At 50.2% G+C, this 13,662-nt stretch carries 10 protein-coding genes; 3 read left to right on the top strand and 7 right to left on the bottom strand.

What is annotated here, in order from left to right:
- Positions 1-3 precede the first annotated feature (3 nt).
- From ABD852_RS03390 to rpoN, 5 genes are all read right to left on the bottom strand, one after another.
- Positions 4-873 (bottom strand): helix-turn-helix domain-containing protein, encoded by an 870-nt coding sequence (locus ABD852_RS03390; protein WP_345026608.1) that lies wholly within the window; start codon positions 871-873, stop codon positions 4-6.
- Between the two features lie 192 nt (positions 874-1,065).
- Positions 1,066-2,511, bottom strand: a complete 1,446-nt coding sequence (locus ABD852_RS03385; protein WP_345026607.1) for a hybrid sensor histidine kinase/response regulator — start codon at positions 2,509-2,511, stop codon at positions 1,066-1,068.
- Positions 2,512-2,539: 28 nt separating this feature from the next.
- On the bottom strand, positions 2,540-3,535 hold the full coding sequence (locus ABD852_RS03380; protein WP_345026606.1) for a sensor histidine kinase: 996 nt from the start codon (positions 3,533-3,535) through the stop codon (positions 2,540-2,542).
- Between the two features lie 24 nt (positions 3,536-3,559).
- Positions 3,560-5,005 carry a sigma-54-dependent transcriptional regulator gene (locus tag ABD852_RS03375; RefSeq protein WP_425568756.1) on the bottom strand — a complete coding sequence of 482 codons (1,446 nt, stop codon included), beginning with the start codon at positions 5,003-5,005 and terminating at the stop codon, positions 3,560-3,562.
- A 112-nt stretch (positions 5,006-5,117) separates the two neighbouring features.
- Positions 5,118-6,563, bottom strand: coding sequence for an RNA polymerase factor sigma-54 (gene rpoN, locus ABD852_RS03370; RefSeq protein WP_345026604.1), 1,446 nt, complete (start codon positions 6,561-6,563; stop codon positions 5,118-5,120).
- A gap of 237 nt (positions 6,564-6,800) precedes the next feature.
- On the opposite strand from rpoN, the gene ABD852_RS03365 reads away from it, so the two are divergent.
- The gene (locus ABD852_RS03365) at positions 6,801-8,231 is read left to right on the top strand and encodes a sensor histidine kinase (RefSeq protein WP_345026603.1); all 1,431 of its coding nucleotides are present in this window, start codon (positions 6,801-6,803) and stop codon (positions 8,229-8,231) included.
- Positions 8,232-8,329: 98 nt separating this feature from the next.
- Here the strand turns inward: ABD852_RS03365 and ABD852_RS03360 are convergent, their stop codons facing one another.
- Positions 8,330-9,235, bottom strand: coding sequence for a TIM barrel protein (locus ABD852_RS03360; RefSeq protein ID WP_345026602.1), 906 nt, complete (start codon positions 9,233-9,235; stop codon positions 8,330-8,332).
- A 111-nt stretch (positions 9,236-9,346) separates the two neighbouring features.
- Between ABD852_RS03360 and ABD852_RS03355 the strand changes: the two genes are divergently transcribed.
- Positions 9,347-9,475, top strand: coding sequence for a hypothetical protein (locus ABD852_RS03355; RefSeq protein WP_345026601.1), 129 nt, complete (start codon positions 9,347-9,349; stop codon positions 9,473-9,475).
- A gap of 46 nt (positions 9,476-9,521) precedes the next feature.
- Here the strand turns inward: ABD852_RS03355 and ABD852_RS03350 are convergent, their stop codons facing one another.
- Entirely contained in the window at positions 9,522-10,304 is a 783-nt protein-coding gene (locus ABD852_RS03350; protein ID WP_345026600.1) for a response regulator transcription factor, read from the bottom strand.
- 161 nt (positions 10,305-10,465) lie between these two features.
- On the opposite strand from ABD852_RS03350, the gene ABD852_RS03345 reads away from it, so the two are divergent.
- Entirely contained in the window at positions 10,466-13,642 is a 3,177-nt protein-coding gene (locus ABD852_RS03345) for a two-component regulator propeller domain-containing protein (protein WP_345026599.1), read from the top strand.
- The last annotated feature ends 20 nt before the right edge of the window (positions 13,643-13,662 follow it).

The following is a 13,662-nucleotide window of genomic DNA, read 5'->3' as shown; positions in this document are numbered from 1 at the left end:
CGTCTACTGGATAAATTGTTTTCTGAACTGACGCGGCGGCATTTGGTAGTACGCCTTGAAATGCCGGTTGAAATTTGACAAATTGTTAAACCCGCTGGCATAGCAGATTTCACCGACCCCCTGTTCGGTCCTGATCAGCAAATGAGCGGCGTGGCTGGTCCGCAGCTCCAGCAAATATTCCGAAAACGTTTTTCGGGTGCGGTGTTTAAAATATCTTGAGAAAGCCGAGGGGGTCATGTGCGCGAGGTCGGCGACCGTAACCAGGTCAACTTCCTCCCGGAAGTGCGCATTCAGGTAGGCAAGCACATTTTGAAGGCGCTCCTCATCGGTTTCATGGTGCTCTGCCATCCCGGCGGTCGAAATCCTTCTCACCTCGCCGGTATCCGCGGAAGCCATTGTATCCAGTATGTATATCAATTTCATCCAACGTTCGAAGCCGCTCAGCTTTATTATTTCGATCATGGCTTTCGAAATCGTGCGGTTGGCTTCTCCTGAAAACTCCAATCCGAACCTGCTACGTTTCAACAAGCTGCGGATAGCCGCCATTTCCGGAAGCGCGAGCATCCCCACCCCGAAAGAATCTTCGAGAAAATGAACCACCACGGACCGTGCCCTGAGCGTCGAAAGAGGGTCATAGTAGGCGTCGTCGTTGCGGTAAACGTGGGGTAGGTCCGGTCCGATCAGCACCAGGTCTCCGCGCTGGAAATCGCTCACGCGGTCACCAATGATCCGTTTCCCGCTACTTTCCGTCACCAGCACAATCTCGTATTCCGGATGGTAGTGCCAGGGAGTGGGATAATAGGAATATTCGAAATCACATACGACAAACGACTGCTCTTTGCTTCTGGGAAGATGTTCCAGGATTGGCTTCATGTATACTGCTACCGGACAAAATAACTGAACCCTTAAAAAAACCGTTTTCCATCGGCTTTGCCATGCCGTCGGCCTGGAAAGCGCTTCTGCTAAAGTATGGGCAATACCGATACTATTCTAGCAAAATTTCGATAAAAATTGATACTTTTTCGTCCGGAAGTAAAAAAAGGCGCTCAAGTAGCCTTACCGGGTTCAGGAATGCGTTTCCTTGAAGAACGGGAAGCTGAGTGTGAAGGCAGTGCCGCTTCCGATTTCGGATTGAACGTCAATCCTGCCGCCATGCGAGTGGACAATACTGAGGGTCGTCGCGAGCCCGATCCCCATTCCTGTTTTCTTCCCGGTGAAATAAGGCTCAAAAATCTGCTGCATTACCTCCTCACTGATCCCGCATCCGTTATCGGCAATCAGCACTTTCAATTCGGAATCCTGCGGCTGCAAATGGATGGTCAGAATCCCGGCAGTATCCCCGACGGCCTCTATGGCATTGTTGATCATGTTCAGGAACGCAAGCTGGAGCGAAGTTTTGTCGAGGTTAATTTCCGGCAAATCCTGGGTATATCGTTTCCGTACGGCTATTTTCTTCAGCCTGAGTCGATCGTTTGCGGCGTTGAGCGCATCGTCCATCACCTCCCGCATGTCACCTTTCTCAAGGTTCACCTCGCCGGGCCGAGACGACTGCAGTAATTGTGTAATCAATTCATTGATGCGCCCGCAATTTCGCTTGATAATCTGGGTGTAGAAGGCCAGGTCTTCATTTTCGAATTCCGATTCCAGCTGTTCGGCGGAGAGGGTAATGTTGGTCAGAGGGTTCCTGACTTCATGGGCCAGCATCCGGATCAACCTTCCCGATACGGCTATTTTCTCGGAAAACAATCGCTCCCGCTCCGATTGGCGGCGGGAAGTGATATCGCTCAAGCGGCACTGTACATAGGTTCGGGTGCCATCCTTTTCCAGGCTTCCGGAGAAAATACAAATGCGTTTGTCACCATTTCCGGTTTTAAGCGTTACTTCGATATTGTCTATTTCCCGGCGACTGAGCAGGAGTTTCCACTGTTCCCTGAAATTGGGGGAAACGATGAGCACGGGAAGCCCGAGCTCTTTCAATTGCCATGCATTATAACCGGACAACTCCAACGTAGAGTTATTAAAATCCTGGATATGCCCCAGCGTATCGGTGGTAAACAGCATATCCCCGGACTCTTCGAAGATTTTGCGGTACCGCCGCTCACTTTGCTGAATTGCTTTGGTGAATGACGTGCGTTCCAGCGAATAGCGGATGCTGCGCTGCAGCGACTGGGCATTCAGCTCGCTTTTGACTAGGTAGTCAGTGGCCCCGGTCCTGAGACTTTGAACCGCCGCAGACTCGTCATTCCTCCCGGTAAGAAGTATGATAGGGCCTTCACATTGATAGGAGAAGGCCTTTTTTATCAAATCAATACCCGTGTACTCGCCAAGGTAAAAGTCAAAAAGATAAAGATCGTGTTCGTTTTTTTTCAGATAGCCAAGCGCCTTTCTGTAATTGGAACACCAGGTCAGCTCGTAGCGGAGATCAGGGATCTCTTTAAAACAGGCTTCGGCCAACAAAAAATCATCTTCGTCGTCATCCACGTAAAGGATTCTTAGCGGGGCATCGGACATGCGGCTGTTCTTGGAGAAACGGACTGAATTAAAGACTTGATTTACTTTGGGTAAGCGGAAGCGTAACCAGGAAAGTGCTACCCTTGCCGACGGCGCTGTAGGCTTTTATTTCACCTGAATGCTTTTCCACAATTTTTTTGCACACGGCCAACCCGATACCGGTGCCATCGAATTCGGTTCTGCCGTTCAGGCGGTGGAAAAGCAGGAAAATCCTTTCGGCGTGTTCGCTGCCAAAACCGATTCCGTTGTCGGTTATCCGCAACACTACCGTTTTATCCAGAAGATCGACCTCGCTCGTCACCGTTATTTCGGGTACGATTTCCCGGTGCTGGAACTTCAGCGCATTCAGGAATAATTCCTTAAACAACTGGAGCAGGTGGTTTTTATGACCTTCTATGGTGGGCAGGCGTCCGACCGAAAATTTTGCCGGCACGGTTTGATAGCCCTGCGAGGCCTCAAGAAATGCTTCCTGTACAATTTCCGAGAGATCACATTCGGCCCATACCTCGCCGCCCTGACCGATACGGGAAAATGACAGCAACCCGCCGAGCATATTCTGCATACGACCGGTAGCACCGAGCATCCTGGTCAGGTACAGGCTATTTTCCTCACCCAGCGATGCTTTGTTTCTTTCTATCCGCTCGCCGAAAGAAATAATTTTGCGAAGCGGCTCCTGGAGATCATGGGAAGCTATGAACAAAAAATCTTCTATTTCGCGGCTAACGCGGTTTTCCGAGGAAATATCCAGCAATGTGAAAAGAAACTCCTTTTCGTCGATTTGCTGTTTCACTACCTGGTAAATCTTCCCGTTCGGAAAATTAAGGGTTTCATTCCCGAAACGGATCGGGAGGCTGTAGGCGCCGCTTAACGCGGTCCAGGATTTTCCCGTCGCGTCGCCCAGCACTTTTTCCGCTTCTTCGTTGGCATAATTGCAAATAAAATCTCCGGTTGCACCTTCTTTCCGAAACCTCATCACGCCGCAGGCAACCGCATCCAATAATTGTGTTTGTTCCTTTGAACTCATTCTGTTTTCCTGCTATTACGATACTTACTGCATATCCAGCTGCTTCATCTTGTTATACAACGTTTTACGGTCGATATTCAGGATGCGGGCGGCTTTGCTTTTGTTAAAATTGACTTGTTTCAATACCTTCATAATCATCTCGTATTCCGCCTCGTTCACTGCCAGCTTGAGATTCGGCACATCAGATTCATTGTCGCCGGCTTGCGGTGACAGCTCCTCTTCATCGGGTTCCGGCTCCAGGTAAGCGAGCTTGGGATAGTTGGCTATTTCAAAAGGCAGTGCCTTCTCTTCAATAAAATCCCCGTCGGTAAGCAGTGTTGCCCGCTTGATGACATTTTTCAGCTCTCTCAGGTTGCCGGGCCAGCCATAGTTCATGAAATCGTTGATCACTTCCCGCGCATACCCCTTCACATTTTTGCCCAGCTCCTTGTTGGTTTCTTCCAGGAATGCTTCGGCAAAAAGCATCAGGTCGTCTTTACGTTCCCGCAGCGGCGGCAGGTCTATGGTGAATTCGTTGAACCGGTAGTAGAGGTCTTCCCGGAATCTTTTCTTGCGGGCCGCCTCATAAAGCTTTTCATTGCTGGCCACTATAATACGTACATCGAGCTCAATTTCCTTATTTCCGCCGATACGTCTCATTTTCCGCTCCTGTACCACCCGCAGAAGCGCTACCTGCACTTCATAGGAGAGGTTGGCTACTTCGTCGAGGAACAGGGTCCCGCCATTGGCCATTTCAAAATGGCCCAGCTTGGTATTAAGAGCGCCAGTGAACGATCCCTTTTCATGCCCGAACAACTCGCTCCCGGCAAGCTCCTTTGAAATGGCGCCGCAGTCCATCGCTACAAAAGCCTGATCGCGCCGGTTGGAACGATTGTGGATTTCGTGTGCGATTGCCTCTTTCCCCGAGCCACTCTCCCCGTAAATAATGACGCTGTAGTTCGTAGGAGCCACCAGGTCAATCTGCTTGAAAAGCTGCTGGGCCAGGGCGCCTTTGCCCATGATATAGCCGGGCTTGAACGAAGCGCGTGTCGCTTTACCGCGCTGTTTCGGCGCATCTTCGTCGGCGGCCTTCTCTTGAACAACTTGCGTTTGCGACAGTTTCTGCTTGTCGGCGTCTTCAAGCGCCTTGTTGACCGTCACGAGGATTTCCTCCGGGAAAAGCGGTTTGGTAATGTAGTCGTAAGCGCCGAGCTTCATTACATTGACTGCGTCCTTGATATCGGAATACCCGGTGATAATCAACACCGGAATCTGTGGCGAGCGGGATTTGATACTGACCAGCAAATCGGTCCCGGTTGAATCACCCAGCCTGAAATCGGTCATTACGATATCCGGTTCAAAGTCTTCCAGCAACTGGAGACCCTTCCGGCCCGACTGCGCCGTTTCGACTAAAAAATCTTTTTTGGTCAAAAAGCGCTTCAGGAGCATGCAGATGTCTATTTCGTCATCTATTACCAGTATCTTTCTCATCATAAGTTGTAAGAATAGGCGTTACGTTCAGAGGGATACGCCGAATACCTGTGGATAATCCTGTTATTGTATAAAGGCAACAACAGGATAACTTTCCTGCCGGTAACTGAATTTATATTTTCACTCGTAATCTTGCGGTGGGTAAACCTAATTGTTCGCGGTACTTTGCTACCGTTCTGCGGGCTACGTTATAATCTTTACCGGCAAGCAGCTCGGTAATTTTCTGGTCATTCAGCGGGTGCCGCTTGTCCTCCTGCTCAATAATTTCCCGGATCGCTTCCTGTATGGCCCTATTGCTGACTTCTACCCCCATCTCATTGGCAACCCCCTCGGTAAAGAGGTCCTTCAGGAGGACGATGCCGAAGGGAGTTTGCACGTATTTGTTGGTTGTGACCCTGGAAACAGTGGAGATATCCATCCCGATAATGTCCGCAACGTCTTTCAGAATCATGGGCTTAAGCAGCTTGACGTTGCCGGTCTGAAAATACTCATGCTGGAGCTTCACGATCGCTTTGAGCGTGCTGAGCATGGTATTTTCCCGCTGCTTGATGGCATCGATAAACCATTTGGCGGAGTTGATTTTGCTTTTCAGGAACTGTTTGGTGGCTTTATCTTTCTTCTCGCCCGCCATGTCGATAAAGAAATTATTGAGCCTCAGCGGCGGGCTGTTGCCCCAGGTGAGCTGTACTTCGATATCGCCGTTACTGGCGTAAGTGAGCAAAAAATCCGGTTTGATGCTCTCATTGAGCAGGGAGTCATTGCGGAGTCCGGAAGAAGGCTTGGGATTGAGCGAAACCACGAGCTGGATGGCTTCCTTCAGATCGGTCTCGTTGATTTCGAGCACCCGCATGATCTTTTCGTAATTGCGGTTCCCGAGCTCGTCGAAAAGGTTCTTTACAATTTTCCTGGCCAGGTTCAGGCCGGGCGTCCCGTCGTCGAGGCGCATCAATTGAAGCGAAAGACACTCTTTAAGGTCCCGGGCGGCAATACCGGGCGGGTCAAGCTGCTGAATTACTTTCAGCATCTCCTCCACCTCCTCGGTTTCTATATATAAGTTATTGGCAAAAGAAATGTCATCGGCGATAGCGTCGCAATCGCGTCGGAGAAAACCGTCCTCGTCGAGCGAATCCAGCAGAAAATCGGCGATAAACTGCTGTCGCTCGTCAAGTGCCAGAAAGTGCACCTGCTGTTTCAGCTCGTCCCTGAATGACACTGCGTCTACGATAGGCCTTGTATATACTTCGTCGTCGGCCGAATAGTTATTGGAAGTCGTTTTATAATCGGGGATATCGTCGTCTCTGAACTCATCCCAATCGTAGTAATCCTGAACAGCGGGAGTTTCTTCCCCTCCTTTCCCCACGGTATCCCCCAAATCTTCCCCTTCCGTTGCTTCCTGCGCCTGCTCGTCTTTCCCCTCTTCCAGCACCGGGTTAATTTCCATCTCTTCCTTTATCCTCTGCTCAAGCTCCATAGTAGTCAGATGCAGCAGATTCAGCATCTGTATCTGCAACGGAGAGTACTTTAAGGTCTGCTTTTGTACCTGAGCCTGTCTTTGCATGAATGGTCTTCGGTTTTACAAAACTGGTAAATCGGTATCGCTGGCAAAGATTTTGCCCACTGGTATTAGACTACTTCTTTGCGATAGTCAAATATGAGTATAAAATTCCACATTCAATCAATTCCAGATTATAAACTCATTGGACTTGTGGCTTAAATTGAACACCAGGCAAACCGATCACCCTTAAACTGAGGAACTCAGACCCCGGCCAAGGGGTTTCTTATCCCGAAACCAGCCATGAATTTCAGACTATACCAGCCCCCGCGACTGAAATTTAATTTCCGGAACCCGCTTGCGCTGTTCCGGCTGCTTTTTCTGGTACCGCTGCTGCTGATCGTCGGACTTTCGATCGGTTTCAACCGCGTTAACCGGCACCTGACCTTTTATGCCGCCCAGGTGGATAACAGCCAGCAGGTATTGACCGAACTGAGCAGCCTGTCGACAACGTTGTATGAGATCAATTTTAATATACTCGCCCATAACGCTTACGGTAACCGGTCGAACAGAGACCTTGCGCTGGATAATGTACCGCTGCTGCTCGGGCAGAGCAGCCGGCTGGACTCCCTGCTTTCCCGGGAAGAAGATCAACGAAAATTAAACAGGGAGATCCGTGCAGGAATCTACGTTCTGTATGATTTGGGTACGCCGGATTCCGCTCCGGACCTGACTTTTTTCTCAAAACCGGGAAAACTGAGCCTGCCCAACACCACCGCCATGCGGGAAACCTACCAGTTGATTGCGCAATTGAAGGAAAAGGCGGCTGCCCTGATGGACCTCAGGCTTGAAATAAGGAACAATTACCAGTCTCAGCTCTTTCGGTACAACTGGCTGCTCACGCTTGTCTCGGTGGTATTTATGGCTGCCATCTTCTACCTGCTGGATGGAGAATTGCTACGGAACCGGAAGTATCGCGCCGATCTTGAAAACAAAATTGAAAACCTGAACCGGTCGAACAACGAACTGGAACAATTTGCCTATAGCGCGTCGCATGACCTCCAGGAGCCACTGAGAAAGATCAAGAGCTTTTCAGATAGGATTGAGCAAAAACATGCCGCCGGGATGAGCGAGGAAAGCAGGACGCTCCTTGAAAAAATCAGCTCATCGGCCGGAAGAATGCAAAGACTGATCCACGACCTGCTGGCATTCTCGCAGCTCATGCGCCCTCAGAACAGCAGGGAACAGGTGGCGTTGAACAAAACCCTGCGGGAAGTTCAGAGCAACCTGTCGCTGGCTATCGCAGAGAAGAACGCAACCATTACCAGCGACGACCTGCCTACGGTGTCCGCTTATCCCTCTCAGATGGTCCAGCTTTTTCAAAACCTGCTGGAAAATGCATTAAAGTATACCAAACCGGGCCTTGCTCCGGCAATCGGCGTGACACACGCCGTAGTGAAAGGGAGTGAAATCGGCAGCTGCATGCCTGCTCACAAACAGCTTGACTTTCATTGCATTACCATCACCGACAACGGGATCGGCTTCGCCGAAGAATTCGCGGAAAAAGTTTTCGCACTTTTCCAGCGCCTCCATGGGCGCGACAGCTATGAGGGTACCGGTATCGGCCTCGCCATCTGCAAACGTGTCGTGACCAACCACAACGGCTACATCACCGCCAGGTCCATCAAAGGGCTCGGAGCATCGTTTTCGTTTTATCTGCCGGTGGAGGGATAAGGTGATCGGAAATCAGAAATCGGAAATCAGTCTGCGTTTGCAAAGCCAATTTCCGATTTCCGATTTCCGATTTCCGATTTCTGATTTCCGATTTCCTCCTACCACCCAAACTTCTCCCTCACCAATCCCCGGCTTATTTTCCAGCTTTCGCGGAGGGGCCGGGTCGGAGTAAAACCTTTCGGGAAGGCCAGTTCTATGGTGGCGGGACCTGAGTAGTTCACCTCTTTCAGGACTCTGGCAATAGCGTCAAAATTGATATTCCCTTCGCCCATCGCTTCGGTCCAGTTAGCTGATTGATCCTGGTCGCGAAGGTGCAGATACACCATGTTGCGGTGATATTTACGGATAAACTCCACCGGGTCGACACCGGCCCTTACCAGCCAGGCCAGGTCCGGACCGAGTTTGCTTTCAGGAAGCCGTGCGAGTGTTCCCTTCAGGTCGTAGAGATCGTTTTCAACTTCGTAAGTATGATTATGAAGATTGGCCACAATACCGTGCCTGCTGCAGATGGCATAAATCTCTTTAAGCGTCAGCGCCTGGGCATCCAGCTCTTCTACGGTTTTCTTCCGGCGCGGCGTCCCTACAGATATGCCAAAAGTTTTTCCGCCGCATTCCTGCAATCGCTCTGTAACCAGGGCGACATCGTCCAGTATCCGGGTTCTCAGCGCCTGGTTCCAGATGTCGGCGCTATAGGAAGTCCCCAGAATCCGGACCTTATACTTCTGGCTCAACTCCCTCAACGTTTGCGGATTACCGTTACGACGCAAAAGCACATCCATTACTTCGAGGCCTTCAATCCCGGCATAGCGCATGTCGTCAAATATTTCTTCCAGCCTGGGTGTGCAATCCCAGTCAGGCGGATAAGCCGAGGCATACACCCACAAATGAGCACCCACTGGGTGTTTGCGCGAAAACCCGGGCCATGACACGCCGGAAACCCCCACAGCAGTGGCAGCACCCGCCTTTTTCAGAAAGTCGCGTCTTGATAAAATAGTAGTGGTCATAGTGATTGCGGTTTGCCGGATTTTCACTTCCTGCCTATCGGCATGGTATTACCCATACAAAGATCTTTTCCGGGAAATTTACCCCCTGCATACATAAAAACACTCTCCTGTATGCTTCTGTTGAAGCAGAAAAAGCCGCTCCGGCGAAGCGTCGGGTTTCAGGTACGATCAGACCTGCTGCAGGCCGGGATCTACCCGGTTGAAATGACCACCACCGGGGGACTTAACCAGAAAAGTTAAGTCCCCCGGTTTACTTCCTCACAGGGTAATCCAACCCGCCTGAAATTCACTTTTCAGCATCCTTCGACCTGGTCGTTCTCACAAACTCCATTGGATTAAGACCGAATTGCTTGTGAAACAGCTTGCTGAAGTGCGTGGCCGATTTATACCCGGTCATCGAAGCAATTTCGTATATTTTGTAGGTTCCGTCAGTCAATAGTTCCGCAGCCCGCTTCAGCCGGACCAGGTTGACGTAGTCACGGGGCGTCATGTCGGTTACGGCTTTTATCTTCCGGTAAAAGGTCATCCGGCTCATATTGACATTGTCGGCGAGAAGATCCATATCCAATTCGGCCTCGTCGCTCCGGCTCAATACAAACCTGGATACCTCTTCCAGGAAAGTCACATCCGACCGGGTATGAGCAATGGTTCCGACATGAACAAAAGGACTTTGAGAAAAGAAATCGCGGAGCTGTTTCCGGTTCTGGAGCAGGTTGCTCACCTGTGCCAGAAGGTATTTGGGGTAAAAGGGTTTCTCTATATAAGCGTCTGCCCCGGTTTCAAGGCCTTCGATCTTGGATTGCATTGAATCCTTCGCGGTGAGCAGAATCACCGGAACGTGGCAGATCCGTTCGTCGCTCCTGATCAGCCTGCATAATTCCAGCCCGTCCATTAACGGCATCATTACATCGCTGATCACCAACTGGATGTTTTCGCGTTGAAGCTCGCGAATCGCTTCTTCCCCATTTGACGTAGTAATAATTTGATATTCCTCATAGAGTAAATCCGCCAAATAAGCGATCACTTCTTCGCTGTCATCAACCAAAAGTATTTTGGGTAACTTGGTCATAGGTATCCGGCAATTCGCACTGCAACGTTCCAGTTTTATCCAGTTTTTTCGGGTTAATTTATGTCAAATATCGTATTTATTGCAACTTTATCCTATAAAATCAAAATCTGCGGTTTCACCGGGAATTTTAACACCACCTCTTTTATGAAACTAACTGCGCTATGGTCAAAAAGCTGTTTTTAGCCTTTCTACATTTTTTGGCTTGTATCCCCTGTACGTCGCAGGAGTTTATCTTCCGCCACCTACGGTCGGGCGATGGACTATCCAACAATATCGTATACGCTATCGCGCAGGATACCACCGGCTATATGTGGTTTGGCACGACACAGGGCCTTAACCAATTTGATTCGAAGCAATTCCGGGTGTTTCTTTACGACGAGTCGGATACTACAAGCGTCTCAAGCAGCTACATCAATTCTATTCTCAGCGATACCAAAGGGACGATATGGGTCGCGACACCCAGTGGGTTAAACATCTACAACCCGAAAACCGATAAATTTCGTCGTATTTTAAAAAACTCATCTCCGGAAAGTATTTGCGACGATGCGGTAATCCGGCTGTACGAAGACAGAAAGGGCCGTGTCTGGGCCGGTACGAAAAAAGGTATCAGCATGCTCCTCTCGAAGGAAAAGGGCACGTTCCGCAGCTACCTGAACTCGGACGCTGCCGGTACACCCGGAATAAGGGAAGTCTGGGCTATTCACGAAGACGAGGACGGCGCTTTATGGATCGGGTGCCGTAACGGTTTAATCCGTATGTCCTTCGAAGGGGATCAACCGATTTACGAAGAATTTCCAAGCGCAGACCAGCAAACAGGAGGATTGCATGATCTTCATATTACCACCATCACCGCAGATCGCGACAAAAATATCTGGGTCGGTACCAAAAAAGGAGGACTGCACAGGTGGGACCGGCAAAAAAAACAATTTATCCACTATCCTGCATCGGAGATTCCCGGAAAAGGCCCTGCAAGCAATGATATCAGGGAATTGTTGCTCACGCATGACGGATCATTATGGATCGGCACATTTGACGGGATCAGCATACTCAATACCCCGTCGTCGGAATTTACGAGCATCCGGCAAAACCTGCTTAATCCGGCTTCACTTGGGAACAACTCCGTTTACGGCCTTTTCCAGGACAAAACCCATTCGATCTGGGTCGGAACCTATCACAAAGGCATCAGTGTGGTGCACGATCTTGTTATGCCTTTTCACAAGATAAAAGCCGATAAGCCCGGCCAGGGTCTGAACAGCGATGTGGTCAGTGCAGTGCTGGAAGATTCACAGCAGCACCTGTGGATCGGTACGCAGGGCGGTGGGGTAAACCGTTATGATCCGGCCAGCGGGAAATACCAATACTTCACTACCCAGAACGGCACATTGGCTTCCAACCATATCTCCGGGATACTGGAAGATGCAGCCGGGTACATCTGGATATCAACGTACAGAGGAGGGCTCTCGCGCCTCGATCCAAAAACGGGTCGTGTAAAGGCTTACCGGAATAATCCGGCGGACTCAAGCTCTCTCAGCTCCGACAATATCTCCATCCTGATAAAAGACAAACGAGGTCGGATATGGGCCGCTACCGAATCTGACGGGATCAATTTGTTCGACCCGGTTGACGATAGGTTCTACCATATCAACGAACACTCCACCCTTTTTCCACTTGGGAACCGGTACGTGCGAAGCTTGTTTGCCGACTCAGCAGGAAATATCTGGATCGGCCATGTAAAAGGCATGCAGGTTTTTGATGCCAACGGAAAGCTGATCAACACGTTGCCCCTTAAACTGGTCCAGGTAATTTATGAAGATTCAAAAAAAAGGATGTGGTTCGGCAACCGGATGAATAGTGGCCTGAACCGCTATGATCCCGGCGCCAAAACCATCCGGTCTTATTCCAGTGAGACAGGGCTTAGCAATAACAACATAGCGGGAATTGCAGAAGATGACTCGGGTCTGCTCTGGCTGGGCACGGAGAATGGACTGTCGTGCCTGGATCCGGAATCAGGCGCTGTCAGGAATTACAATACGGTTGATGGTATTACGAGCAATGTTTTTAAAGCAAGAGCAGCATTTCGGAACGGGTCCGGCCAACTTTTCTTCGGCACGGATGAAGGGATTGTCTACTTCAGGCCGGATGAGGTGAAGGTGAATCGCAATGGCCCCGCATCTGTTTTCACCAGCCTTAAGCTGAACAACAAACCTGTATTTCCCGGGGATAGCTCACAACTACTGAGCGTGCCGGTAAACGAAACCTCCACCCTGACCTTCAGTCACTTCCAGAACATTTTCACCCTTGACTTTACCGGCCTCAGCTATAACAAACCGGAGAAAAACCAATATGCTTACCGGCTGGAAGGCTTGGAGAAGCACTGGAATTTTGTGCCTGTTCCCTCGGCCACCTATACCAACCTTGCCGAGGGGGACTATACACTTTGGATAAAAACAGCGAATAGCGACGGAGTCTGGGGAAAACCGGAAGGCATGCGGATTTCGGTGCTGCCCCCCTGGTGGCGCACATGGTGGGCCTACACACTTTATGCGTTGACTCTCTTTGCCGCAACCTTTTTCATTATACGCTTCTTCTGGCTGCGCACCCTGCTGCGATACGAACATGCACTCTACCAGGCCAAGCTTGATTTTTTCACCAACATCACACACGAGGTGAGGACACATATTATGCTGATATTAGGCCCGATTGACCTTGTCCTCAACCGGGATTACGACCGCTCCGCCGTACATTCCCGCCTTATTTCCGTAAAATCAAACGGGGAACGGCTGTTGCGGCTCGTAAATGAACTCCTGGATTTCCGGAAAGCCGAGGTAAGCGCGCTATTTCTCCAGGTCCGGGAAAATGAGCTCGTGACATTTCTCCGGGATATTTTCAACTCATTTTCGCACCTGTCCGAAGCCCATCGGATCACGTCGGAATTTATCAGCGATGAAAATACTATACGCGTCCCTTTTGATCCGGAACAGTTTGAAAAAGTAATTTTCAACCTGCTGGTGAATGCCTACAAGTTTACACCGGAAGGGGGAAAAATAACCCTATCGGTTGCTTTGCTGGACGAATGGGTAAAAATCCAGGTAACCGACACCGGGAAAGGAATTGCCCCCGATAACCTGGGAAAACTTTTCGTCAATTTCTTCCAGGTAAATGAGCTGGGGGAAAAAAATACCGGGACCGGCCTTGGGCTGGCCCTTTCCAAAAAAATTGTGGACCAGCACGGCGGGACGCTCACCGTGAAAAGCCGGGCGGCCGCTGGCGGCCAACCGGGAGAAACCGTTTTTACCATCCGTCTTCGCAGGGTTAACCCGGCTCCCAAAAAGGCTTGAGCATGATCGCGAACAAATGA

This window comes from Ravibacter arvi (assembly GCF_039540405.1).
Taxonomy (GTDB): Bacteria; Bacteroidota; Bacteroidia; order Cytophagales; family Spirosomataceae; genus Ravibacter; species Ravibacter arvi.
Note: the sequence above shows the minus strand (reverse complement) of the source record. Positions and strands in the feature narration are given on the sequence as shown.